Below are 25304 nucleotides of genomic sequence, written 5' to 3'. Positions count from 1 at the left end.
GGCCCCCGGGCCGGCGGATCTCGGGCGTTCACCGGCGGTGATCGCGTTGGGGACCGCTTCGCGGTGGCCGACCCGACACCGGATCACGGGGACGACGGCGGCCGAGCCCGCCGCGGCGGCCGATCGGAGCGCGGGTCCAGTCGCCGCGCGGGTCGCAGTGATCGTGGCGCCTCCGGTCGTCCGGAAGACCGCAGTCCGCCCGGTGAACCTCGGGAGGACGGTGCCCAGGAGCCGCTGGAGGGCGCCGGGCCGCGGAGCGATGCTGAGCAGGGCGGTTCCCGGCGGCGGGGCGGGTCTGGACGGCGGGGTGGTCCGCCTCCCGCGCCGCTCGACCCGAGGGAGGCGGCCCGGGAGATCTGCCTGCGGCAGCTCGCCGTGCGGCCGAGGACCAGGCTCGAGCTCGCCACCGCGATGCGCAAGCGCGGCGTCGAGGACGAGATCGCCGACGAGATCCTCGACCGCTACGACGAGGTCGGCATCATCGACGACGCCGCCTTCGCCCGCGCCTGGGTGTCCAGCCGGCACCACGGGCGCGGCCTGTCCCGGCGCGCGCTGGCGGGGGAGCTGCGCCGCAAGGGCGTCTCGTCCGACGAGGTCGGCGAGGCACTCGACGAGCTCGACCCCGACGTCGAGGAGCAGACCGCGAGAGCGCTGGTCGCCAGGCGCCTCCGGGTCGAGTCCAACGCAGCCCCCGAGGCGGTGTTCCGGCGGCTCGTCGGGATGCTGGCCAGGAAGGGGTACCCACCGGGCATGGCCATCCGCCTCGTGAAGGAAGGACTGGCCGAACGCGCGGACGCCGCCGAGTTCGCCGACGGGATCGACCCGGACGCCCTCGCCGACGCCGCCCTCGACCCTGACCAGCGCTGACCCGACCCGCCCCTCGACGTCTGTCCGGGCGCTCCGACTGCGGTCGGACCACCGGCCCCGGTGGAGCAAAAGGGGCGTCTACGCGCCCGGGTTCACACTTCTCCTGCGAGCGGCGTGGCGTGGCGTGGATCCGGGTGTCGGTCCTCAGGGGCTCGGTCGTGCCGCAGAGCCGCAGCAGGCGGCGCGTCGCGCGGGGCAGGAAGTTCGCAAATAGAGCGAATCGGTCAACTGGCCGACACCTGGGGCGCGCTGCCAGTCCAGACCGCCATTGCCGCCACCTGGATGTCCGCCAGGTGGCAGAAATCGTCCCGTCAGGGCCGTCGCCGGGCCGTGGAATGCGACAAGCGTCGATGCGGCGGTTGGCGGCCACACGGTGTGTGGTGGAATGATTGCAGCTGCACGGCGGCTGGAGTTCAGCGCCGTGCATCCGGGCAGCTACTACCGGTCGACATTCTGAGCCGGACAGCGACCGACATGCCGGAAACTTCTGGTCAAATGTCACTGGTAGGGTGTTTCGCCTGGCGGAGGTCTTGACGGACTTACGTCCCGTATGGTGCCCGATCATGAGTCCTTGACCGAAGCGCCCTTCACGACCTAGCCTCGGCGTTACCAGATGGAGACCGCCCAACCACCGCGGGTTTACCGCACAACATAGATCGCGTCACAGATCAGCAACGTTTACGCACGACATATAAGCGCCGCGCCTTGCGGGAGGCGGCGGTGTCGACCCGTTGTCGGGGCACCCTGTGTCCCGATATTGATACATCTTGATGGCAGTGTGTGGTCGGGCGTCTCCTCCACAACATCCCGCGTTGCGCGACTCTGCGCAGCGCCGAGCGGAGCGAGGTGACGTCGTGACGGAGTGCGCCCCTGTCATCCTCTGCGAACGACCCGCAAGCGAGCAGTTACCCGCAAGCGACCAGTCATCCGCAAGCCGGCAGCCATCCGCAAGCCGGCAGCTGAGCGCCGCCGAGGTGACCGCGTGACCGGCCTGCAGGTCGTGCTCGTCGTCGTGGTCGTCGTCATCGGCTTCGGCGTCCTCGCCGCGCTGCTGCTCTCGCTGAAGGTCATGCGCCGGTTGCACACCGCAGCCATGGCGCCCGCTCAGCCCGTAGCCGAAGATCCCGCGTTCCTGGCCGAGAAGGACCGGCAGGAGCACTCCCTGGCGTCGCTGCGCACCGCGGCCGAGGACGCCACCGCGGCCGTCGACGAGGCGCGGGCCGTGGCGGCCGCTGCGCGCACCGAGGCGGCGGCGGCCAAAGCAGAAGCCAGTTCCGCCAGGTCGGAGGCCCGGCGGATTCTCGACGGCGCGCGGGCCGAGGCCGACTCGTTGCTGGAGCGGGCGCACCGGCAGGCAGAGGTCGACGCCGAGCAGGCCAGGGCCACCGCCCGCCGGGCCGGCGAGCGTGAGGTCAGCCAGTTGACGACCGTCGCGAAGGAGCAGTCGCAGGACGCCGAGCGGCGCCAGCGGCGGCTCGACGAGCGGGAGCGACTGCTCGCCGAGGAGGCCGAGCGCCTCGCCGAGCGGGACCGGCGCATCACCGGCACCGAGGCGGACCTGCTCGAACGGGAGGCGGCCCTCACCCGCCGCGAGGTCGAGATCGCCGCGGGCGAGGAGCGGCACCGTGAAGAGCTGGAGCGGGTCGCGGGGCTCACCACCGACGCCGCCCGGGTCGAGGTCATCGAGACGATCGAGATGCAGGCCAAGCGCGAGGCCGCGCTGCTCGTGCGCGACATCGAGAACGACGCCCGCAACACCGCCGACCAGCGGGCCCGGCACATCGTCGTGGACGCCATCCAGCGGGTCGCCAGCGAGCAGACCGCGGAGAGCGTGGTCAGCGTGCTGCACCTGCCCAGCGACGAGATGAAGGGGCGGATCATCGGCCGGGAGGGCCGCAACATCCGCGCGTTCGAGTCGACGACCGGGGTCAACCTGATCATCGACGACACGCCCGAGGCGGTCCTGCTGTCGTGCTTCGACCCGGTCCGGCGGGAGATCGGCCGGCTCACCCTGGAGAAACTGGTCCTCGACGGCCGGATCCACCCGCACCGCATCGAAGAGGTGTTCGAGCAGGCCAAGCACGAGGTCGAGCGCCTCTGCCTGCGCGCCGCCGAGGACGCCCTGGTCGAGGTCGGCATCACCGATCTGCACCCGGAGCTGATGACGCTGCTGGGGCGGCTGCGATACCGGACGTCGTACGGCCAGAACGTCCTCAAGCACCTCGTTGAGACCGCGCACATCGCCGGCATCATGGCCAGCGAGCTGCGGCTCGACCCGAAGCTGATCAAGCGCAGCGCGTTCCTGCACGACATCGGCAAGGCGCTGACGCACGAGGTCGAGGGCAGCCACGCGCTGATCGGCGCGGACGTGGCCCGCAAGTACGGCGAGTCCGAGGACGTCGTGCACGCCATCGAGGCGCACCACAACGAGGTCCTCCCGCAGACCATCGAGGCCGTGCTCACCCAGGCCTCGGACGCGTGCTCCGGCGGCCGTCCCGGCGCCCGCCGCGAGAGCCTCGAGGCCTACGTCAAGCGCCTCGAACGCATCGAGGAGATCGCCGCCGGCAAGTCGGGCGTCGAGAAGGTGTTCGCGATGCAGGCCGGCCGCGAGATCCGGGTCATGGTCCGCCCCGACGACGTCGACGACATCGGCGCGGCCGTCCTCGCCCGCGACGTGGCGAAGCAGATCGAGGAGGAGCTGACCTACCCCGGCCAGATCCGCGTCACCGTCGTCCGCGAGTCGCGCGTCACCGAGATCGCCCGCTAGGACGCGGAAGAGCGAAAAGCTTCAGAGCACGGCTCCGGTCCGTCGTGGGCGCGGCCGTTGCTGCCGTCAGCGCCTGGTCTGGGCCGACACGGCGAAGCTCAATCGGCCCAGACTGGGCGAACCCCCAGGCCTTGACGGCCTTCCCTGCCACCTCCGCGGACAGTTGCGCAGCCGCGACCTGACGGCCGCGACCAAAGCCCGCGACCTGACGGCCGCGACCAAAGGCCGCCTACGGCGCGATCACGGCCTCCGCCGACGTGTACGGGCTGGTGATCTTGTACGACCAGATCAACGGGTCCGGCACTGACAGCTCGCCGGTCGCCGTGAACTTGTACGACCGTGCGATGCCCTTGCCGTCGTACGCGTTGACGAAGGCGAGCATGTCCGGCCGGCTGGCCTTGCCGGCGGTGAAGCCCGCCAGGATGATGTTCGCCCCGTCGTACGCCTCGGGACCGTAGTAGCCGGCTCTCGACTTGAACGCCGCCTGGTAGCGCGACGCGTAGTCCCCGCCCGCGTGGTCGGAGGGGATGCAGGGGCAGGTGACCACGATGCCGTCGGCGGCCGTGGTGAGGGTGTCGACGAACAGCTGGGTGAAGAGCCGGTCGCTGACGACGATGACGATGCCCGGTTTCGCGGCCCGCAGCGCCTTGATGAACAGCGTGCCGTCGTCGGACTCGCCGGCGTAGTACACGGCGTCCGGGTTCGCGTTCGTCACCTGCCCGACGGGCGCGGCGAAGTCCTTGTCGGCCCGGCGGATCGCGACGCTGGTGGTGACGGCGCTGCCGAGGGTGCTCGAGACCGCCTGCCGGGCCACGCCGCCGAAGTCTGTGTCGTCGTACACCACGGCGACCTTCGAGGCGTGCAGCTTGTTCTTGATGTACCGGCCGGCCGCGTTCGCCTGGTCCTTGTCGTTGGCGATCAGGCGGTGGAACGTGGACCAGCCCTTGGCGGCGAGGTCGACGTCCGGCGCGAACGGCGTGAAGAACGGGATGCCCGCCTTCTCCAGGATCGGGCCGGCGGCGAGGACCTCGACGCGGTACGCCGGACCGACGGCGCCGATCACCTCGCTGTCGGCGACCAGATCCTGGGCCGCGAGCTTGCTGCCCTCCTCGGTGCCCTTCGTGTCGAACTCGGCGAACCCGACGTTGCAGCCGGGATGCTTCGCGTTGTAGTCGTCGACGGCCAGCTTGGTGGCATTGCGCATGCCGTTGCTGTCCTTGGAGCCGGTGCCGGCGAGGATGCCGAGGAACCCGACCTTGTGCCCGCAGGCCGCCGACACCGCCGGCCCCGCCTGGTTGGACCCGCTGCTGCCGTCGGTGCCGGGCTCGCCGTCGCCGCCGCGGTTGACGGCCCAGACGATGCCGGCGATGAGGAGCACCACCGCGAGGACGCCGCCACCGGCCGCGGCGATCAGCGACCCGGTCCGGCGCTGGTTCGGCGCCGGCGGCCGGGCCTGGCCGCCCGACTGCCAGCCCAGGTTGACCGGCGGCCCGGACGCGGGCGGACCCGACGCGGGCGTCGTCCAGCCCTGCGCGGGGCTGACGGGAGGTCCTGACGCTGGCGGCCCGCTCACCTGCGGCCGCTGCACGGGCGGCGGCTGGAACTGCTGCGGGAAGCCCTGTTGGACCGGTGGCTGGACCTGCGGCTGGGCGGGCTGCGGAAAGCTCTGCGGCACGGGCTGCGCGGGAACCGGCGGCACGACCGGCGGCCGCTGCTGCACCTGGGGCTGCACCGGCGGCTGCAGCACGGGCGGCCGCTGCCCCTGCGCCGGCACCCCGGGCCGCTGCACCGGCGCCTGATGCTGCTGCGGGATCTGCTGCGTGGGCGGGACCTGCTGCGTGGGCGGGGCCTGGTGCGGGGGCGGGGCCTGGTGCGGGGGCGGGGCCTGGTGCGGGACATGGTGGGGAGCCGGGTGCGGAGCCTGCTGACCGGCGCCCGGCACCACCGGCATCGACCCGGTCTGCAGCAACGGCGGCAGTCCAGGGTTCATCGACGGCATGCTGAACCCGGGCGACACCGGCTGTGCCGACACCGGCTGCGCCGACACGTCCCCGCTCGGCTCGTGCGTCCCCGACGAAGGCCCACCGGACGACGGTCCACCCGACGACGGTCCACCCGACGACGGTCCACCCGACGACGGTCCACCCGATGACGGCCCACCGGATGTCGGTACCGGACCGAATGGACCTGAGGCACCGGACGTCGGCATCCCGGCGGCGCCCGCGGACGGCACTCCGCCGACATGCGCGCGGCCCGTCGGCGGCGCGAGGTGCAGCGCCCCCTCGGCGACCACCAGCTCGGGCTGCTCGATCGCGGTCGGTGCCAGCCCGAACGCCCGGTGCAGCAGCGTCGCGGCGAGCGGGATGCGCGAGGACCCGCCGACCAGGAACACCGCCGCGAGCGGCTGCCCCGACACACCGGCGGAGGCCACCGCGATCTGGGTGGCGGTGACGGTCCGGTCCAGGATCGGCTTGGCCAGCTGCTCCAGCTGCTCACGCCCGATCGGCACGCTCTCGTCGAACAGCGGCACGTGCACGTAGGTGGTGGCGGCCCGGCTGAGCATCTCCTTGGCGAGCCGCGCGTCCTCCCACAGCTGCCACGCGGCGCGCCGGTCGGCCTCGCTCTCCGGGTTGGTCAGCCGGCGCCACTGGTCGCCTTCCCGGCCGGCGAAGGCGCGGCCCAGGTAGGCCACGACGGCCGCGTCGACGTCGAGCCCGCCCGCGTCGGGCAGGCCCTCGCTGGCCAGGACGTCGAAGCCGCCACCGGCGTTGCGGCGGACCACGCTCGCGTCGAAGGTGCCGGCGCCGAAGTCGTAGACGACGGCGATGCCACCGACGGGGACGTGGGTGCCGACGGTACCGACGAAATACGACGCCGCGGCGACCGGCTCGGACGTCAGGAACGGCTGCGGGAACCCGGCGGAGACGGCGGCCTGCGACAGGGTCTGGCGGCGCTGCGGCGGCCACGTCGCAGGGTGCGTGATGTTGACCTCGTGCGGGTGGGTGCCCGCGACCCGGTACGACTCGGCGGCGACCCGGCGCAGGACGGTCGCGACCAGGTCGATGACCGGGATGTCCTGCTCGCCGAGCCAGACGGTGCCTTCCTCGACGCGGCGCTTCGGGTACGGCTCGAACCGGTGCGGCTGCAGTCGCGCCGAGTGCACGGCGTCACGGCCGGTGAGGATGCTGTAGTCGGCGTTGACGTAGACGGCGGAGGGCAGCAACGGCGAACCGTCGAAGAGCAGCGGCTTCGTGCGGCCGTCCGGCCAGCGGAGCACGGCGACGGTGTTCGAGGTGCCGAAGTCGATGCCCAAACGAAAGCCGGTGTCCGCCACCCGCGCAGCGTACGTACTCTGCGCAACGTTGCCAATCAACCTTCGGCCAAGCTCACACGGACTGCCCGACGTCGGCCAGCTTGACGGCCTTCGCTGTCGTCTTCACCTGCTTCGGGCCGCCCATGAGGCGGCGCTGCAGCCAGAACGCGAACCACGACAGCAGGCCGCAGGTGCCGATGTAGATGACCGCGACGACGAGGTAGCTGGGCACGTACGGGAAGCCGAACGGCAGCCGGCCGCCGATCTGCTTGCCGTAGTACAGCAGCTCCGGCAGCTGGATGATGAACCCGAGCGCGGTGTCCTTGAGCAGCACGACGAGCTGGCTGACGATCGCCGGGAGCATCGCCCGGACCGCCTGCGGCAGCAGGATCGAGATCATGACCTGCGACTTGCGCATGCCCAGTGCGTACGCGGCCTCGGACTGGCCACGGGCCACGGCGATGATGCCGGCGCGGAAGATCTCCGACAGCACCGCGCCGTTGTAGAGGGTCAGGCCGATGACGAGGGGCCAGAACGGGCCGACCTTGTAGCCGAGCTGGATCGGGCCGTAGTACGCGAAGAAGATCAGGATGAGCAGCGGGATCGCGCGGAACAGCTCGACGAAGCTCGTGGCCGGCGCGCGGAACACCAGGTGGTCGCTGAGCCGGCCGGTGGCCAGCAGCGCGCCGAGGAGGAGCGCGAGCACGGCGGCGGTGCCGGCGGCGCGCAGCGTGGTCAGGTAGCCGTCGAGGAGGTCCTGCTGGATCTGCTTGTACTGGAACTGCTCCCAGCGCAGCGGCTCGAACTGGCCGGTGTCGTAGAAGCGCCAGCCGATGTAGGCGAGCAGCGCCACGATGCCGACCGCGCTCAGGATGCCGATGATGCGGTACCGCAGCCGCGCCTTCGGGCCGGGCAGATCGTAGAGGACGTTGGTCATCGCGCGACCTTCCAGCGTCGTTCGAGCATCCGTTGCAGGGTCACGAGCGGGACGACCAGGATCAGGAACCCGATGGTGATCCAGAGCAGCCCGTAGATCTGGTTCTCGCCACGCTCCGACAGGTAGAACGTGATCGCGCCCGCCTCGGCGACCGAGAAGCCGGCCGCGACGGTGGTGTTCTTCAGCATCGCGTTGAGCACGCTCACCAGGGGCGGCACCACGGTCCGGAAGGCCTGCGGCAGCACCACGTTGGTCAGCACCTGCATGAAGGTCATCCCCAGGGCGCGGGCGGCCTCGGCCTGCCCGACGGGCACCGTGTTGATGCCGGAGCGCAGCGCCTCGCAGACGAAGGCGGAGGTGTACGCGGTCAGCGCGATACAGGCGCCGGTGGTGAAGTCGAACGTGACGCCGAGCTTCGGCAGCGCGAAGACCTGCAGCGCGAAGACCAGCGTCAGCGGGGTGTTGCGCAGCAGCAACACGTAGGAGCTGCCGAACCCGCGCAGCGCCGGCACGGGGGAGACCCGCATCGCGGCCAGCAGGGTGCCGAGCACCACCGACCCGACGGCGGCGATCAGGAAGAGCTTGATCGTCTCCCAGAAGTGGGGACCGATGATGTCCCAGTTGTCCGTCAGGACATGGACGAAGTCGTCCACCTCGTCACCTCCGCTTCGGTCCGGGCCGTGGTGGTCATGGTTCGGGGCGCCGCCGACGGCGGCGCCCCGACATCACAGGATCAGTACTTCTCGAGCGCCGGCGGGCTGCCCGCCGAGCCGGACTTGCCGAGCGTGCCGTCGTAGACCTTCTGCCAGGTGCCGTCCTTGAACGCCGCCTCGAGGGACGCGTTGACGAAGTCCCGCAGGGCCTTGTCGTCGTGGCCCAGGCCGATGCCGTACTTCTCCGGGTAGGCCTTGCCGGTGGTCGGGTCGAGGAACGGCTTGCCGACGACCTTCAGCTGCGACGGTGCCTGCGCCGCGAAGCCCTTGAGGATCGCGTCGTCGGTGGTGACCGCGTCGACCTTCTTGTCCAGCAGCTGCGACACGCACTCGGAGTAGGTCTTGAACTCCACGATCTTGTCGGTCAGCTTCTGGTCCCGGACCCGCTGGATCGGCGTGGAGCCGGTCGCGGAGCAGACCGTCTTGCCCTTGAGGCTGTCCGAGCCGGTGATCGACGTGTCGTCCTTGCGGACGAGCAGGTCCTGCGCGGCGATGAAGTACGGGCCGGCGAAGGACACGTCGGCCTTGCGCTTGTCGGTGATCGAGTAGGTGCCGACGTAGTAGTCGACCTCACCACCCTTGATCGCCGTCTCGCGGTTGGCGGAGGCGATCTCCTTGTACTCGATCTTCGCCGGGTCGATGCCGAGCTTCGAGGCGATCAGCTGGGCGATCTCGATGTCGAAGCCGCAGCGCTTGCCGGCGGCGTCCTTGTAGCCCAGGTTGGGCTGGTCGAACTTGACCCCGATGACGACCTTGCCGGCCGCCTTGATGCGGTCGAACGTTGGGCTACCGGTGATCGCCACGCCGGTGGCGGGCGTGAACGTGGTGCCGGACGAGCTGCAGGTGTCGCTCGCCGGTGCGGCCGCGCCGGAGCTGCCGCCCGTGGACGGCGGCGCGGGCGTGCCCTCCTTGCCACAGGCGGCCAGGCCCAGCGCAAGCGTGATGGCGGCGGCTGCCGCGGCGATACGCGTGATTCGCATGATGGTCGCTATCCCCTTTCAGTGGGTGAGAATCTTCGACAGGAAGTCCTTGGCCCGGTCGGTGCGCGGATTGGCGAAGAAGGTCGTCGGCTCCGCCTCCTCGACCAGCTGGCCGTCGGCCATGAACACGACCCGGTTCGCGGCGTGCCTCGCGAAGCCCATCTCGTGCGTGACGACGACCATCGTCATGCCCTCGCTCGCCAGGCCCGTCATCACCTCGAGCACCTCGCCGACCATCTCCGGGTCCAGGGCGCTCGTCGGCTCGTCGAACAGCATCGCCTTCGGCTGCATGGCCAGGGCCCGGGCGATCGCGGCCCGCTGCTGCTGCCCGCCGGACAGCTGCGCCGGATATTTCTGTGCCTGCGCGGCGATCCCGACGCGGTCGAGCAGGCCCATGGCGCGTTCCCGCACCACCGGCGCCTTCTCCTTGCGGACCTTGACCGGGCCGAGCATCACGTTTTCGAGGATCGTCTTGTGCGCGAACAGGTTGAACGACTGGAACACCATGCCGACCTCGCTGCGCAGCCGCGCGAGGGGGCGCCCCTCCTCGGGCAGCCGGACCCCGTCGAACACGATCTCGCCGTTGTTGATCGGCTCCAACCGGTTGATCGCCCGGCACAACGTCGACTTGCCGGAGCCCGACGGGCCGATCACGACCACGACCTCGCCGCGGGCAATCGAAAGATTGACGTCCTTGAGCACGTGGAGCTCGCCGAACCATTTGTTGACGCCGCTGAGCACGATCAAAGGCTCGTCCGTCATCATCCGCCCCATCGCGTCTCGTCGCTGTGCACCTGCGCACCCCGGCTCCGTAGTGGGCTCGACGTTAGCGGTGGCAATGCCCACGATCAGCCGCATAGCGGTCACGGACCGATAACGGCCGACGGTTGTCACAATGATGACCATGCGCATCCTGGTGACCAACGACGACGGTATCGACAGCCCCGGCCTGCACGCTCTCGCCGCGATGGCAGTCCGCCAGGGCCACGACGTGGTGGTGGCGGCCCCGGCCCGCGAGGCGAGCGGCTCCGGCAGTTCGCTCACCGGCGTCGAGGCGGACGGACGCATCGCGACGCAGACCCGTGCGGAGATGTTTGCGGGGGTACCGACCTTCGCCGTCTCCGCCTCGCCCGCCTTCATCGCGCTGATGGCGACCCGCGGCGCCTACGGGCCGGAGCCCGACGTGATCCTGTCCGGCATCAACCGCGGCCCGAACACCGGCGCGGCGGTCCTGCACTCCGGCACCGTCGGCGCCGCGTTCACGGCCGCCGCCAACGGCTGCCGCGCCATGGCGGTCTCCCTCGACATCCCGTTCTCTTCGCGTTCTGAGGAGGGCGCCTTCGAGCACTGGGACACCGCCGCCGAGGTCGCCGGCGACCTGCTGCCGCTGCTCAACGCCGACTTCGTGCTCAACGTCAACGTGCCGAACCTGCACGCCGGCGACCTGCGCGGCATCCGCCGGGCGTCCCTCGCCAAGTTCGGCACCGTGCAGATGGTCCTGCTGGAGCAGGGCCACGGGTACGTGCGCATGTCCCTCGAGCAGAGTGACCACGGCGCGGAGCCCGGCAGTGACGACGCGTGGCTGCTGGACGGCTACGTGGCCGTCACACCGGTCCGCCCACCCCACGAGGCCCGCGACGTCGTGCTGCCCGGCCTGGTGGATACCGCCGGCGAACACGTCGGGGGCTAAACTTTGCGCTGCTATGACTGAGACCCCTCGCAGCTTCAAGGTCATCACCTACGGCTGCCAGATGAACGCGCACGATTCCGAGCGCATCTCCGGCCTGCTCGAGGACGCCGGCTACGTCCCGGTGCCCGTCGACGCCGAGCCGGACGTCGTCGTGTTCAACACCTGCGCCGTGCGCGAGAACGCCGACAACCGCCTCTACGGCAACCTCGGCCACCTGCGCCCGACGAAGCTCGCCCAGCCCGGCATGCAGATCGCGGTCGGCGGCTGCCTCGCCCAGAAGGACCGCGGCGACATCGTCAAGAAGGCCCCCTGGGTCGACGTCGTGTTCGGCACCCACAACATCGGCTCCCTGCCGGTGCTGCTGGAGCGGGCCCGCCACAACGCCGCGGCCGAGGTGGAGATCCTCGAGTCGCTGGAGGTCTTCCCCTCCACGCTGCCTACCCGGCGCGAGTCGACGTACGCCGGCTGGGTCTCGATTTCCGTGGGCTGCAACAACACCTGCACCTTCTGCATCGTCCCGGCCCTGCGCGGCAAGGAGAAGGACCGCCGCCCCGGCGACATCCTCGCCGAGGTCCGCGCCCTCGCCGCCGAGGGCGTCCTGGAGGTCACTCTCCTCGGGCAGAACGTCAACTCCTACGGCGTCGAGTTCGGCGACCGGCTCGCCTTCGGCAAGCTCCTGCGCGCCTGCGGCGACGTCGAGGGCCTGGAGCGGGTCCGCTTCACCAGCCCGCACCCGAAGGACTTCACCGACGACGTCATCGCCGCGATGGCCGAGACGCCCAACGTCTGCCACTCCCTGCACATGCCTCTGCAGTCCGGCTCCGACTCCGTCCTGAAGGCGATGCGCCGCTCGTACCGTGCGGAGCGCTACCTCGGCATCATCGAGAACGTCCGGGCCGCCATGCCCGACGCCGCGATCACCACCGACATCATCGTCGGCTTCCCCGGCGAGACGGACGCCGATTTCGAGCAGACCCTGGACGTGGTCCGCGCGGCCCGCTACTCCAGCGCCTTCACGTTCCAGTACTCCAAGCGCCCCGGTACCCCCGCCGCCACCATGGACCTGCAGGTCCCGAAGGCGGTCGTGCAGGAGCGCTACGACCGGCTGATCGCCACCCTGGAGCAGATCAGCTGGGACGAGAACAAGAAGCTCGTCGGCACCCCGGTCGAGGTCCTGGTCGCCGTCGGTGAGGGCCGCAAGGACGGCGCCACCGGCCGCATGTCGGGCCGCGCCCGCGACGGCCGCCTGGTGCACTTCGCCGCCGACTCCTCGCTCACCGGGGCCAACGGCGACATCGCCCTGCGCCCCGGCGACATCGTGCACACCACGGTCACCTACGCCGCCCCCCACCACCTCAACGCCGACGGCCCGCTGCTGTCCCACCGCCGCACCCGCGCCGGCGACGCCTGGGAGGCCGGCCGCGTCACCCGCACCCCGGGCGTCTCCCTGGGCATGCCCACCATCGGCACCCCACCTCCCACCGAAACCCCCGCCCGCTCCTGCTGACCCCTCCTCATGATCCCGAAGACCCTGTGCACCCTGGGGTACACAAGGTCCACCGGATCATGAGGAACGGGCCGGCACGGCGTCACCGGTGGGGCGCGTAGCCCCGCTCGTACCCGTCGTGATCCCCGGGATGCCCACCGCCATACACCCCACGCTGGTCATATCCACCCTGGCCACCACCGCCGTACACCCCACCCTGCGGCGGACCGGACTGCGGCGGATAGCCCCCCTGCTGGAAACCGCGGGGCTGGTCATACGACGAGGGCCCGAAATCGTCGGACTGCTGCCCACCCCCGCCGCCGTAGACGGTGCCGCCGGGTGCGGAGCCGCGGGTGGCTGAGGTGGCGGGGCGGGCGCCGTACACGTTGCCGGTGCCGCCCTCCTCGCCCGGACCGGGCAGGTTGTCGTCCGAGGGGCGGGGGGCCGAGCCGCGGACCGGCCCGCTCGCGGCAGCCGCCCGCCGCCCGGCGCGGGAACGCCGGATGCCGACGATGCCGGCGACCACGAGGATCAGGCCGAGCACGCCGACGGCGGCCACCATGTAGGTGATGTCCTGCAGCGTCAGGTCTTCCAGGAACGACCGGTCGTCGGGCTTCGGGGTCGGCACGACCGCGCCGCCGCCCTTGCCCGGGGTGACGTTCTGCGGCGTGTACTTGAGGATCGGCGCCCTCACGTCGGACGGCACGTCGGAGGCGGTGATGTACTGCTTGCCGTCAGTCGAGTAGGTGATCGCCTCGCCACGGGCCTCGTTGGGCAGCGGGGTGATGCGGGGCTTGCCGCTGGTGATCGCCTTGACGACCTCGCCGCCCTGGACGTCGAACTCGTAGGCGTCGGAGTAGGTGCGGATGACCACGCGGGTGCCGTCGGGGGAGGAGGCGGCGCCGGTGATCGCCTTCCAGCCGAGGAAGGCGAGCGGGTTGGCCGTCTTCGTCTCCTGCGGGGCGAACGTGCCGACCTGCTTGAGCTTGACGCCCTTGGTGGTGTTGGGCTGCAACGGGCCCTCGGGGACCCAGATCTCGCCGACCGGGTCCTTGGTGATGATGATCGGGGTGCCGTCGCCGCTGAGCAGCAGGGCCTCGGCGTCGCGCTTCTTGCCGTCGGGGTACGCGAGCCGGTTGATGACCGGTGCCTTCGCGCCCTGGGGCAGGTTCCACACCGCGACCGTGGGCCGGGCGGAGGCGCTGCCGCCGGCCGCCTCGGTGTTGTCGCCGATGTCGGCGATCCACAGCGTGCCGTTCTTGTCGACCGCGAGGTCCTCGGGGTCCAGCGGCGTCGACGGATAGCTGACCGGCGTACCGACGATCTTGCAGGCCGCGTCGAGCGTGAAGATGCGGGACTTGCTGTTGCCCGACGCGCTGTCGTTGATCGCCACGTAGCCGGTGGCGGTCGCGACGAGGCCGGAGATCTCGTTGATCTTCTGCGAGTCGGGGATGCAGATGGCCTGACCTGCCCCCGCCGCTGGCGACTGGGCTGCTGGGGACGTAGGGGCCGCCGCGGCGGGTGCCGCGAGCCCCACCAGCAGACTCATCACCGCACCAGAAACAAAGGCCACCCGCTGTCGCATCGGACAAGTTTGGCAGAGCCGGACCGGCAGTGGGTGCGCCCGGTCCGGCTCTTACTCGCTGTGATCAGGTGAACCCTACGACTTCACGGCAAATGGGGCGAGCTCCGCGGCCAGGGCGTCGTTGATCCGGGCCCGGATGCGGGTTCCCTCGGCCAGGTGAGCGGTTTCGAGCACCTCACCGACGGTGTGGACCCTGGCGACGAGGTCGCCCCGCTCGTAGGGCACCACCGCGGTCAGCTCGATCGCCGGCCAGGGCAGCCGCTGCTCGACCGCGGCCCGCACGGCGTCGATGCCGGCGCCGGTGCGGGCGGAGGCGAACACCGCGTCGGGCCACAGGGACTTCAGCCGGAGCTGGGTCTCCTCGTCAGCGGCGTCGATCTTGTTGACGACGAGCAGCTCGGGCACCGCGTCGGCGCCGACCTCGGCGAGCACCTCCCGGACCGCGCGGACCTGCTCCTCGGGGTCGGCGTGGGCGCCGTCCACGACGTGCAGGACCAGGTCGGCCTCGGCGACCTCTTCGAGGGTGGAGCGGAACGCCTCGATCAGCTGGTGCGGCAGGTGCCGGACGAACCCGACGGTGTCGGACAGCGTGTAGATCCGGCCGTCCTCGGCCCGGGCCCGCCTGGTCGTGGTGTCCAGGGTGGCGAACAGCGCGTCCTCCACCAGCACGCCCGCGCCGGTGAGCCGGTTGAGCAGGCTCGACTTGCCGGCGTTGGTGTAACCGGCGATCGCGACGCTGGGCACCCGGTTGCGCCGCCGGGTGGAGCGCTTGGTGTCGCGGATCGTCGCCATCGCGGCGATCTCGCGCTTCAGCCGGCTGATCTTGGTCCGGATCCGACGCCGGTCGGTCTCGATCTTGGTCTCACCGGGACCACGGAGGCCGACGCCGCCGTTGCCGCTGGCGGAGCCACCGGCCTGCCGGCTCAGCGCCTCACCCCAACCGCGCAGGCGCGGCAGGAAGTACTGCAGCTGGGCGAGCTCGACCTGGGCCTTGCCCTCCTTGCTCTTCGCGTGCTGGGCGAAGATGTCCAGGATCAGCGCGGTCCGGTCGATGACCTTGACGTTGACCTTCGCCTCCAGGGTCCGCAGCTGCGACGGGGACAGCTCCCCGTCGCAGATGACCGTGTCGGCGCCGGTGCTCTGCACCACGGCCCGCAGCTCGTCGACCTTGCCCGAGCCGATGTAGGTGCTGGAGTCGGGCCGGCTACGGCGCTGGATCAGCCCGTCGAGGACCTGCGAGCCGGCGGTCTCGGCGAGCGCGGCGAGCTCCGCGAGGGAGTTCTCCGCGTCGGTGGCGGTGCCTTCGGTCCACACCCCGACGAGCACGACCCGCTCGAGGCGCAGCTGGCGGTATTCGACCTCGGTGACATCGGCGAGCTCGGTCGACAGACCGGCGACACGGCGCAGCGCATGCCGCTCCTCGAGCTCCAGGCCGTCGCCGTCGTCGGCGAGATCCCAGGTTTCTGCGGCAGTCGCGCGCAACATGTACTCCTTGCTTCGATCAGTACGACGTACCAATCGTGACACCTCGCACTACGTTCCCGCACCGGATATGTCCCCGTGCGCGGTCCGGTTGGGCGGGGGGATAAGAATGGGTGACGTGACGACTGCCACGCACCGTTTGCCCAGCGCCGGGTTCTCCATCACGATCCGTGTCTCCGTCCGTGCCGACGCCTCGGCGATCGGCCGCCTCACGACTGCGGTCGGGGAGGCCGGTGGCGTCGTCACCGCGGTTGACGTCGTCGACTCCGACAGCACCGCGGTCGTGGTCGACCTGACCTGCGACACCGCCGACTCCGCGCACGCCGAGCAGGTCGTCGCCTGCATCGAGAAGCTCGACGGGGTCGACGTGCGCAAGGTCTCCGACCGCACGTTCCTGCTGCACCTCGGCGGCAAGATCGAGGTGACGCCGAAGGTCGCCCTGCGCAACCGCGACGAGCTGTCCCGGGCGTACACGCCGGGGGTGGCCCGGGTGTGCCTGCAGATCGCGGAGAACCCCGACGACGCCCGCCGCCTCACGATCAAGCGCAACACCGTCGCCGTGGTCACCGACGGATCCGCGGTGCTCGGCCTGGGCAACATCGGCCCGGCCGCCGCGATGCCCGTCATGGAGGGCAAGGCCGCGCTGTTCAAGCGGTTCGGCGGCGTCGACGCCTGGCCGGTCGCGCTGGACACCCAGGACACCGAGGAGATCATCTCGATCGTGCGGGCGATCGCCCCCGCGTATGGGGGTATCAACCTGGAGGACATCGCCGCTCCGCGCTGCTTCGAGATCGAGGAGCGGCTGCGGGCGATGCTGGACATCCCCGTGTTCCACGACGACCAGCACGGCACCGCGATCTGCGTCCTCGCCGCGCTCACCAACGCGCTGCGCGTCGTCGGCAAGTCGATCGGCGACATCCGGGTCGTGGTCAGCGGCGCCGGCGCGGCCGGCACGGCGATCATCAAGCTGCTGCTGCGCCAGGGCGTCGGCGACGTGATCGCCACGGACCGGCCCGGCGCCCTGCACCGCGGCCTGCCCGGCCTCACCGGCGCCTGGCCGTGGCTGGTCGAGAACACCAACAAGACCGGCTACAGCGGCGACCTCAAGGGCGCGCTGCGCGGCGCCGACGTGTTCATCGGGGTCAGCGCCCCGAACCTGCTCACCGGCGACGACATCGCCACGATGGCACCCAACTCGATCGTGTTCGCGCTGGCCAACCCGGACCCGGAGGTCGACCCGCGGGAGGCCCGCGAGCACGCGGCGATCGTCGCGACCGGCCGCTCCGACCAGCCGAACCAGATCAACAACGTCCTCGCGTTCCCCGGTGTGTTCCGCGGGATGCTCGACGCCCAGGCGCGCGAGTTCACCGAGGCGATGGCACTCGCCGCGGCCCGCGCGATCGCGGACTCCGTCGGCGAGGACAAGCTCAACCCGAGCGTCATCGTGCCCAGCGTCTTCGACGCCAGGGTCGCCCCGGCCGTGGCCGCCGCGGTCCGGGCCGCCGCGAAGGGCCCCCACCTGGACAGCACCGTCGACGGCGAGCCGCCCGCCGAGGTGGCACCGATCTCCTAGGCGCTGTATCGAAGTGGATGGCCGGGCTGCGGCGGACTCAACGCCTCGCCCAGGCTGGCCCGGCGCGCTGCGCCGGACCGGCCCAGCCCAGGCGCTGGACCCACGCCGGTCACGCTTGGATACAACACCGGTATCCAGGCGCGCCCGGCGCGGCCCGACCACTCGCCCAGGCTGGCCCGGCGCGCTGCGCCGGACCGGCCCAGCCCAGGCGCTGAGCCTCGCCTCGCTCCGACCCCCACTTCGATACAGCCCCTAGAAGGACGGCGCCAGCTGCCGGATCGCCTGGGCGTCGACGTCACCGTGCGCGACGATCACGGCCGGTCCGGCCAGCAGGAACTCCGACGCGGTCTGGGTGATCGTCAACCGGCCGCCCGCGACGTCCACGATGACCACGCCGGTTTCCAGCCCGGCGTGGTCGAGCGCCACCGCCGCCACCGCGCACGCGCCGGATCCGCAGGACTGGGTCTCGCCGGAGCCGCGTTCGTAGACGCGCATCCGCCGGTACAGGTCGGCGCCGGCCGGCGGGGCCCCAGCGGCGGCGAACTCGACGTTGACGCCCGCCGGGAAGATCAGCGGGTCGATCCCGGGCGCGCGGGTCAGGTCGAGCCGCTCCAGCGTCGGCTCGTCGACCGGGCAGACCAGGTGCGGGTTGCCGACGTCCACGGCCGTCCCGCCGAACACCCGGCCGTCGCTGGTGGCCTCGCTCTGCACGTAGACCCGGGGCATCGGCATGCCGGCGGCGATCTCCTCGCCGATGGTCACCGGCACCACCCCCGCGCGGGTGACCAGGTTGAACGACCCCTCGGGGGCGACCAGGCCGGCCTCCGCGAGGTAGCGGGCGTAGACGCGCACCCCGTTGCCGCACATCTCGGACTGGGAACCGTCGGCGTTCCAGTAGTCCATGAACCACTCGGCCGTCTCCGCGGACGCCTCGGCGTCGGGGTGGGCGGCGCTGCGGACCACCCGCAGCACGCCGTCGGCGCCGATGCCCCGCCGGCGGTCGCAGAGCGCGGCGACGAATGTCGGCGTCAACGGCAGCACGCCGTCGGGGTCGGGCAGGATGACGAAGTCGTTGCCCGTTCCGTGTCCCTTGGCGAAGCGCATGGCGTCAATCTTGCCGCACGACCTCCAGCGCCGTTGCGGTGATGTCGGCAGCGCCACCATCGAGCCACACGATCCGGTCGTCCCGGCGGAACCAGGACCGCTGCCGGCGCACGAACCGCCTGGTGGCACGCACCGTCTCGGCCCGGGCGGCGGGCTCATCCGACAAACCGGAAAAGTAGTCCAATACTTGTTTATATCCGAGCGCTGCCCCGGCGGTCCGCCCGGACCGCAGGCCGGCGGCGTCCAGCGCCCGCACCTCCTCGACGAGGCCCGCGGACCACATCGCGTCGACCCGTGCCTCGATCCGCTCGTCGAGGACCGCCGTGGCGACGTCCACGCCCAGTTGCAGCGCGTCGTACACCGGCCGCGGTTGTGACGGCAGGCGCGCCGTGAACGTCGTGCCGGTCAGCGCGTTGACCTCGAGTGCACGGACGATCCGGCGGCCGTTGCCGGGCAGGATCCGCGCCGCGGCCTCCGGGTCCGTGCTGCTGAGGCGGGCGTGCAGCGCCTCCGGGCCGACCTCCGCGAGCTCCTTCTCCAACGCGTCGCGCAGCCCGGGGTCGGTGCCGGGGAAGTCGAAGTCCTCCAGGACGGCCCGCACGTAGAGCCCCGAGCCGCCGACCAGCAGCGGCACCCGCCCGCGGGCGGCGATGTCGTCGATCGCGGCGCGGGCCAGGCGCTGGTACACCGCGACGCTCGCCGGCTCCGTCACGTCCCAGATGTCCAGCACGTGGTGCGGCACACCCTCACGCTCGGCGACGGTGAGCTTGGCCGTGCCGATGTCCATGCCCCGGTACAGCTGCATCGAGTCGGCGTTGACGACCTCGCCGCCGAGCTCGTGCGCCAGCCTGAGGCTCAGCGCCGACTTGCCGGCTGCGGTCGGTCCGACCACGGCCAGGACGCGGGTCACCGCCAGCTCGCCACGAAGTATCCGACCCCGTACGGCGCCGAGTGGTGCAGCAGTTCGGTCGTGCCGAACGGGGTGTCGACCGCGCCGGCCAGGACCTGCCACGGTGCCCGTCCGACGGCGAGCAGGTCCGCGGCCAGCGCCGGGTCGAGGTCGCGCAGCGCCGTGGTGTCACCCTTGGCCAGGGCGTCCGCGACGGCCGCGTCGAAGCCCTCGGCCCGCGGGTCGTCGTATCCGGGCGCCTTCTCCCCATGGCACGCGGATCCGTCGCCAAGGACGAGCAGTGCGGCGTTGGTACCGATGTGCCGCAGACTTCTGCCGAGCGCTTCGCAGTCCGCCGGTGCTGCGTCGGCCGCGATGCTGTGGTACCGGATATTTCGGTTATATCCGTCTTCCAGGAGCCAGGCGCCGATGAGCAGGCTCAGCGGCAGCGGGTCCTCGGCCGGCTCACCCACCCTCCGGTCGATGCCCCACGGGGCCAGGGTCCCCCCGAAAGGCGGCTCGCGGCGTATCGTCGTGGCATCGGCACCGACCACGATGAGCACGTCGGCGGTGTCGAGGTGCGCCACGGCGGCACGACAGGCGGCACGCAGGTCGTCGAGCTCACCCGCCGCTCCGGCGGCCACCTCCGGCACGAGCATCGGCGGATGTGGGCAGACGGCGGCGGCGGCGAGTGGCACGGTCTTAACGTTATCGGGGATGGTCGCTGGGGCATCCTGCGACCCGTTCGGCACCGGAATGGTCACGGTTCGGCCGCAGGCCCTCGACCGGCCCCGGGGCACACCTGTGAGAATGCCATGGGGAACTTTGCTGTGCGATGGCGGCGTGACAGTGGGATACCCGATCCCACGGGCGCCGGGAGCGAGGATGGCAGATGAGCGAGCCTACGACGTTTGGACGGATCGACGCTGACGGCAACGTCTTCGTGAAGACGGCAGCCGGAGAGCGGGCCATCGGATCGTGGCAGGCCGGCACACCGGAGGAGGGCCTTGCCCACTTCGCCCGCCGGTTCGCCGACCTGGTGACCGAGGTCGACCTGATCGAGGCGCGGCTCGGTAGCGGCGCGGCCGACGCCGGTCAGTCGCTGTCCACCATCAAGCGGCTGCGCAGCGGCCTCGACGAGGCGCACGTCGTCGGCGACATCGACGGGCTCGCCGCCCGCCTCGACAAGCTGACCTCGATCGCCGAGGAGAAGGCCGGCGCCGCGCGCGCGGCCCGCGACGCCGCCCGCGCCGAGGCCCTCACCCGCAAGACCACCCTGGTCGAAGAGGCCGAGGCGATCGCGGCCGACGCCACCGGCTGGAAGACCGCGGGCGACCGCCTCAAGGAGATCCTCGACGAGTGGAAGTCCATCCACGGCGTCGAGAAGAAGGCCGAGAGCGAGCTCTGGAAGCGCTACGCGGCCGCCCGCGACGCCTTCACCCGCCGCCGCGGCGCCCACTTCGCGACCCTCGACGCCAGCCGCAAGCAGGCGCAGGGCCGCAAGGAGGAGCTGGTCATCGAGGCCGAGCAGATCGCCGAGTCCACCGAGTGGAACGCGACGGCCGCCCGCCTCAAGGACCTCATGACCGAGTGGAAGGCCGCTCCGCGCGCCGCGAAGGAAACCGAGCAGAAGCTCTGGGAGCGGTTCCGCGCCGCGCAGGACTCCTTCTTCAAGCGCCGCAGCGAGGTCTTCAGCGCCCGCGACGCCGAGTTCAAGGGCAACCTGGACGCCAAGCAGGCGCTCCTCGTGCAGGCCGAGGCCCTCGACGTCGACGGCGACCCGAAGGGCGCCCAGGCAAAGCTCCGCGACATCCAGGCCGCGTGGCACGACGTCGGCCGCGTCCCCCGCGAGGCGCAGACGGGCCTCGACCGTCGCCTGCGCGTCATCGAGGACAAGGTCAAGACGGCCATGGACGCCGCTTGGCGCCGGACCCCGCCGGAGGCGAGCCCACTGCTCGCCCAGATGCGGGAGCAGGTGGCCCGCGCGGAGCAGCAGCTCGCCAGCGCCCAGGCCGCCGGCGACCAGCGCCGCATCAAGGAGGCCGAGAAGGCCCTGGAGAGCAAGCGCAAGTTCCTGGCGATGGCCGAGCACACCGGCTGATCGAGAGACTTCTCCAGTGACGGGCCGGTGAGCCCGTCCGACATAGAAAAGTTGACCACTACACGCCGCGGCGTGTAGTGGTCAACGTCGTTTTACGGTCGGCCGTGATCACGTGCCAGGTGTCCGAGGACCCGCCGACTTCGATCTGTGCAAGGTCGTGTCGAGCGGGTGGTGGCCGCGACAAGCCGAACGATCTCCGGGGTCAGGCGCCCGGGGATCGTTAGGTTTGTGGGGAATTCGGCAACCTCGCCGCACGCCCGCCGCCCGGTCCGGCACTGCCGAGGTCCGGATCAGCTTCGTTGCCTGCCTGTGCTGCGCCGGGAGTGGATCTCCCCGGGGCGTTCTGGCGGCGGGCCGGACAAATCGGGTGAAGCGCCGAACGGTCTGGCGCGCGGAGACCGGCTAGCTGGGTTCGGCGGCCCGGAGGCGTGAAGGTTGTGCGCTGGGCGGTTCAAGGTCGGGTCATCTGTGACACAGGTCTGGGCACGTGGTCCGAGGTGTGGCGGCCGGGCAGGGGCGCGACGGAGGTGGGGCGTGCGCAGAGGGGTGGGCATGCCGGGCGAGGTCTGTGCGGGAGGCCGCTCCGGCGCCTGGTCGGGAAAACCACTCCCTGCGCCGCACACGCGGACAACAAGGCTGACCCGGACATCGGCAACGCCGGACCGGGCAGCGGGCACGCCGCGTCGTTGCCGGACTCCCCACAAGCAGAAGGATCCCCGGGCACCTGACCCCCGCGATCCTTCTGCTTGTCACGCCATCACTCGGTTGACAGGACCTCTCACAGATCGAAGTCGTCGGTTGGTCGCCGTGGGGTGATTTGGAGCGGCTGGGCGGTGATCGAAGTCGCGGGGTGGTCGTCGGCGCGGCCGGGATGGTCCTTTGATCACGGTTGCAAGATCGTGCAGAGGGGTCGGGTGTCCGAGGTGAGCGGCATGCCGGTGGTCGGCGTGGACGTGGTGCCGGACGCCCTGGGGCGTGAAGGGCTCGGGCGCGGGCCCGGGTGTGAAGGGCCTGAGTGTGAAGGGCCTGAGTGTGAAGGGTCCGGGTGTGCAGGGTCCGGGTGTGCAGGGTCCGGGTGTGCAGGGTCCGGGTGTGCAGGGTCCGGGTGTGCAGGGTCCGGGTGTGCAGGGTCCGGGTGTGCAGGGTCCGGGTGTGCAGGGTCCGGGTTCGGCCCCGAATGCGTGAAGCGGCCGGGGCGTGAAGCGGCCAGAGTATGAAGGGCCTGCGGGCCGGTCCGGGACGACGGATGGGCCAGCGGGCCGGTCCGGACAGCGGATGGGCCTGCGGGCCGGTCCGGACAGCGGATGGGCCTGCGGGCCGGTCCGGACAGCGGATGGGCCTGCGGGCCGGTCCGGGACAGCAGATGGGCCCGCGGGGTGTGGTCCTGGACGGCAGATGGCTTGTAGGCCCGTCTGGGGCAGCAGACGGGCCTGCGGGCTGGTCGTTGGACAGCAAGACGGCCTGCGGCCGGCCGTGGGCAGCAGGACGGGCCTAGCGGGCTGGTCCTGGACAGCAAGACGGGCCCGCTCGGCTGACGGCTGGGCGGGCCCTTCTCGGTCCGGGTGGAGGGGTTGGTCAGATACGGCGGACGACGGTGACCACGCGGCCGAGGATGGTGGCGTGGTCGCCGGCGATCGGTTCGAAGGCCGGGTTCTGCGGCATGAGCCAGACGTGGCCGTCGCGGTTGCGGTACGTCTTCACCGTGGCCTCGCCGTCGATCATCGCGGCCACGATGTCGCCGTTGTTGGCGTTGGGCTGCTGGCGGACGACGACCCAGTCGCCGTCGCAGATGGCGGCCTCGATCATTGAGGAGCCCTTGACCTGGAGCATGAAGAGGGTGCCCTCGCCGACGAGCTCGCGGGGGAGGGGGAAGACGTCCTCGACGGCCTGCTCGGCGAGGATCGGGCCACCGGCGGCGATGCGGCCCAGGACCGGCACGTACGCCGGGGCGGGGCGGGCGGCGCGCTCGGCCTCCTCGTCGACCGAGACGAGCTCGCTCGGGGGGCGCACGTCGACGGCGCGGGGGCGGTTGGGGTCGCGGCGCAGGTAGCCCTTCCGCTCCAGCTCCTTGAGCTGGTAGGCGACGCTGGAGGGGGAGACCAGGCCGACGGCCTCGCCGATCTCGCGGACGCTCGGCGGATAGCCGTTGCGCTCCACCGCGCTGCGGATGAACTCGAGGATGCGCCGTTGGCGGACGGTCAGGTCGGCCGCGAACAGGTCGGGGAAGGCGCTGACCACCGCGGTGACCGCGCGCATCTCCGGCTCGCCTCCGCGGCGGCGGGTGCTGGCGCGGCGGGTGCTGCCGCTGCCGATCGCGGTGACCTCGGCGGGTTCGTCGGTGCGGTCGTCGGCTGACACGTCGTCCTCCCTCTTGTTGGCACCAGCGGTGGGAAGGCCGCTGGTGCGGACGGGCCGTGGGGTGGCCCGCCACCTTGACCGCCACCGGGTGTGACGGCGCCGGCTGTCGCAAATTTCGGGTATCCCGATCAATCGTCTCGATCGTGTGTGGATCACCGTATCGCCGAGGTGTGACAGTTTCAAACATCTGTACTACGTGGCGCGCTGTTTTTTCGGCGCGTCGCTGGACTCGGGTCTTCTCACTCTGGTAGACCATCGTACGTCCGTTCGATCGAACGGCTGTACGGAATCGAGGGCTGAGATGCGACGACACCCGCGAAACCCACCCATTCGGCTCACTCGCCGGGGGCGCGTCGTGCTCTTCTGTCTGCTGCTGGTGATCGCGGGCGGGTTGTTCACGTTCGTCGCGGTGCCGGGGCAGGCGGCCGACCCGCCGGGGCCGGCGCCGGTGTTGATCGTGCAGCCGGGTGACACGTTGTGGGACATCGCGACCCGCCACTCGGGGTCCCGGGGGCGCGACGCGACCATGGAGGAGATCCGCCGTCTCAACCACTTGGACGGCTACAGTGTCGACGCCGGACAGCGGCTGACCCTGCCTCGGCAGGGCTGATCAGGGCAAATGAACGCCGGGCCAACGCTGGAAAACGAGACGCACGACACGCGAGGGTCGGAAATCGCGGATCGACTTGCGTCCGCGTATGCGTCGGCATAGCGTCTACCCCTAGATGTAGTAGTTACAGGGCGGTAAGTCGTCCACAGGTAGTGGATTCGGCAATCACCCTTACTGACGGTAAAGACCAGCGGAGGCCAAACACCAAGGCCGACCGTTGGGCGTTCGTGTGCGTTTTGTCAGGACATATCCGACGTAGACTGGAAGGCTGCCGCATGCGCTGCCCGTACTGCCGCCACGCCGACTCGCGGGTGGTCGACTCGCGGGAAGCCGAGGACGGCCAGATCATCCGTCGGCGCCGGTCCTGCCCCGAGTGCGGCCGGAGGTTCACCACCGTCGAGGAGGCCGTCCTCGCGGTCGTCAAGCGCAGCGGCGTCACCGAGCCGTTCAGCCGTACCAAGATCATTGCCGGGGTCCGCAAGGCGTGTCAGGGTCGCCCGGTCGACGAGGACGCGATCGCCGTGCTCGCACAGAAGGTCGAGGAGGCCGTGCGGGCCCGCGGCGCTGCCGAGCTGCCCAGCCACGAGGTCGGCCTGGCCATCCTCGCGCCGCTGCGGGAGCTCGACGAGGTGGCGTACCTCCGCTTCGCCAGCGTCTACCGGTCGTTCGACTCGCTGCAGGACTTCGAGCGCGAGATCGCCTCGCTCCGGGCGGCGTCCAACCGCCCCGTGAGCGCAACGGCAAAAGCGGAAAAGGCACAGCACCAGACGGCACCGCAACAGGGGGAGCGCGCTGCTGAGCCGGTCGGGTAAAGCAAAGCGCGCAAAAGCGACGAAACACAGAAAACCA

18 protein-coding genes and 1 pseudogene are annotated in these 25304 nt (G+C 71.1%); 8 read left to right on the top strand and 11 right to left on the bottom strand.

The features are described from left to right. Positions 1-156: 156 nt before the first annotated feature. Both ACFPIJ_RS02155 and rny read left to right on the top strand, forming a co-directional pair. Positions 157-867 (top strand): annotated as a pseudogene (locus ACFPIJ_RS02155) (regulatory protein RecX); the annotation flags it as partial. A gap of 1069 nt (positions 868-1936) precedes the next feature. Continuing rightward, a complete protein-coding gene (gene rny / locus ACFPIJ_RS02150; RefSeq protein WP_380113062.1) occupies positions 1937-3634 on the top strand; it encodes a ribonuclease Y in 1698 nt (565 codons plus the stop codon). 229 nt (positions 3635-3863) lie between these two features. Here rny and ACFPIJ_RS02145 read toward each other — a convergent pair whose 3' ends face one another. The 5 genes from ACFPIJ_RS02145 to ACFPIJ_RS02125 form a co-directional block, all read right to left on the bottom strand. Further along, a complete protein-coding gene (locus ACFPIJ_RS02145; protein ID WP_380112841.1) occupies positions 3864-6968 on the bottom strand; it encodes an ABC transporter substrate-binding protein in 3105 nt (1034 codons plus the stop codon). A gap of 52 nt (positions 6969-7020) precedes the next feature. Beyond that, entirely contained in the window at positions 7021-7884 is an 864-nt protein-coding gene (locus ACFPIJ_RS02140) for an amino acid ABC transporter permease (RefSeq protein WP_380112840.1), read from the bottom strand. Further along, entirely contained in the window at positions 7881-8537 is a 657-nt protein-coding gene (locus ACFPIJ_RS02135) for an amino acid ABC transporter permease (protein WP_380112839.1), read from the bottom strand. Before ACFPIJ_RS02135 ends, ACFPIJ_RS02140 begins: the two co-directional genes overlap by 4 nt. An 80-nt stretch (positions 8538-8617) precedes the next feature. Then, complete coding sequence (locus ACFPIJ_RS02130; RefSeq protein WP_380112838.1) at positions 8618-9577, bottom strand: glutamate ABC transporter substrate-binding protein; 960 nt, start codon at positions 9575-9577, stop codon at positions 8618-8620. Positions 9578-9595: 18 nt separating this feature from the next. Continuing rightward, on the bottom strand, positions 9596-10342 hold the full coding sequence (locus ACFPIJ_RS02125) for an amino acid ABC transporter ATP-binding protein (RefSeq protein WP_380112837.1): 747 nt from the start codon (positions 10340-10342) through the stop codon (positions 9596-9598). 139 nt (positions 10343-10481) lie between these two features. Between ACFPIJ_RS02125 and surE the strand changes: the two genes are divergently transcribed. Continuing rightward, positions 10482-11267, top strand: a complete 786-nt coding sequence (surE, locus tag ACFPIJ_RS02120; RefSeq protein ID WP_380112836.1) for a 5'/3'-nucleotidase SurE — start codon at positions 10482-10484, stop codon at positions 11265-11267. A 13-nt stretch (positions 11268-11280) separates the two neighbouring features. Continuing rightward, on the top strand, positions 11281-12774 hold the full coding sequence (gene miaB, locus ACFPIJ_RS02115) for a tRNA (N6-isopentenyl adenosine(37)-C2)-methylthiotransferase MiaB (protein WP_380112835.1): 1494 nt from the start codon (positions 11281-11283) through the stop codon (positions 12772-12774). A gap of 82 nt (positions 12775-12856) precedes the next feature. Here miaB and ACFPIJ_RS02110 read toward each other — a convergent pair whose 3' ends face one another. After that, positions 12857-14302, bottom strand: coding sequence for an SdiA-regulated/phytase-like domain-containing protein (locus ACFPIJ_RS02110; RefSeq protein ID WP_380112834.1), 1446 nt, complete (start codon positions 14300-14302; stop codon positions 12857-12859). 111 nt (positions 14303-14413) lie between these two features. Further along, the gene (hflX, locus tag ACFPIJ_RS02105; protein ID WP_380112833.1) at positions 14414-15820 is read right to left on the bottom strand and encodes a GTPase HflX; all 1407 of its coding nucleotides are present in this window, start codon (positions 15818-15820) and stop codon (positions 14414-14416) included. Positions 15821-15938: 118 nt separating this feature from the next. On the opposite strand from hflX, the gene ACFPIJ_RS02100 reads away from it, so the two are divergent. After that, on the top strand, positions 15939-17393 hold the full coding sequence (locus ACFPIJ_RS02100; RefSeq protein ID WP_380112832.1) for an NAD-dependent malic enzyme: 1455 nt from the start codon (positions 15939-15941) through the stop codon (positions 17391-17393). A 252-nt stretch (positions 17394-17645) separates the two neighbouring features. On the opposite strand, the gene dapF is transcribed toward ACFPIJ_RS02100, so the two are convergent. From dapF to ACFPIJ_RS02085, 3 genes are read right to left on the bottom strand one after another with little or no spacing between them, the layout of a single operon-like run. Further along, positions 17646-18497: a diaminopimelate epimerase gene (gene dapF / locus ACFPIJ_RS02095; protein WP_380112831.1), complete on the bottom strand. Its 852-nt coding sequence runs from the start codon at positions 18495-18497 to the stop codon at positions 17646-17648. A gap of 4 nt (positions 18498-18501) precedes the next feature. Next, positions 18502-19509, bottom strand: a complete 1008-nt coding sequence (miaA, locus tag ACFPIJ_RS02090) for a tRNA (adenosine(37)-N6)-dimethylallyltransferase MiaA (protein ID WP_380112829.1) — start codon at positions 19507-19509, stop codon at positions 18502-18504. Beyond that, positions 19404-20045 (bottom strand): class III extradiol dioxygenase subunit B-like domain-containing protein, encoded by a 642-nt coding sequence (locus ACFPIJ_RS02085; RefSeq protein ID WP_380113061.1) that lies wholly within the window; start codon positions 20043-20045, stop codon positions 19404-19406. Before ACFPIJ_RS02085 ends, miaA begins: the two co-directional genes overlap by 106 nt. A gap of 233 nt (positions 20046-20278) precedes the next feature. On the opposite strand from ACFPIJ_RS02085, the gene ACFPIJ_RS02080 reads away from it, so the two are divergent. Beyond that, positions 20279-21487, top strand: a complete 1209-nt coding sequence (locus ACFPIJ_RS02080; RefSeq protein WP_380112828.1) for a DUF349 domain-containing protein — start codon at positions 20279-20281, stop codon at positions 21485-21487. A gap of 1575 nt (positions 21488-23062) precedes the next feature. Here ACFPIJ_RS02080 and lexA read toward each other — a convergent pair. After that, positions 23063-23743 carry a transcriptional repressor LexA gene (gene lexA / locus ACFPIJ_RS02075; RefSeq protein WP_380113060.1) on the bottom strand — a complete coding sequence of 227 codons (681 nt, stop codon included), beginning with the start codon at positions 23741-23743 and terminating at the stop codon, positions 23063-23065. 457 nt (positions 23744-24200) lie between these two features. Here lexA and ACFPIJ_RS02070 point away from each other — a divergent pair, with 457 nt between their 5' ends. Beyond that, positions 24201-24455, top strand: coding sequence for a LysM peptidoglycan-binding domain-containing protein (locus ACFPIJ_RS02070; protein ID WP_380112827.1), 255 nt, complete (start codon positions 24201-24203; stop codon positions 24453-24455). A gap of 275 nt (positions 24456-24730) precedes the next feature. Next, the gene (gene nrdR / locus ACFPIJ_RS02065; protein ID WP_380112826.1) at positions 24731-25267 is read left to right on the top strand and encodes a transcriptional regulator NrdR; all 537 of its coding nucleotides are present in this window, start codon (positions 24731-24733) and stop codon (positions 25265-25267) included. Positions 25268-25304 lie beyond the last annotated feature (37 nt).

Origin of the sequence: Dactylosporangium cerinum, assembly GCF_042653625.1 — a bacterium.
In the GTDB taxonomy this organism is placed as follows: Bacteria; Actinomycetota; Actinomycetes; order Mycobacteriales; family Micromonosporaceae; genus Dactylosporangium; species Dactylosporangium cerinum.
This window is presented reverse-complemented; position numbering and strand designations above follow the sequence as displayed.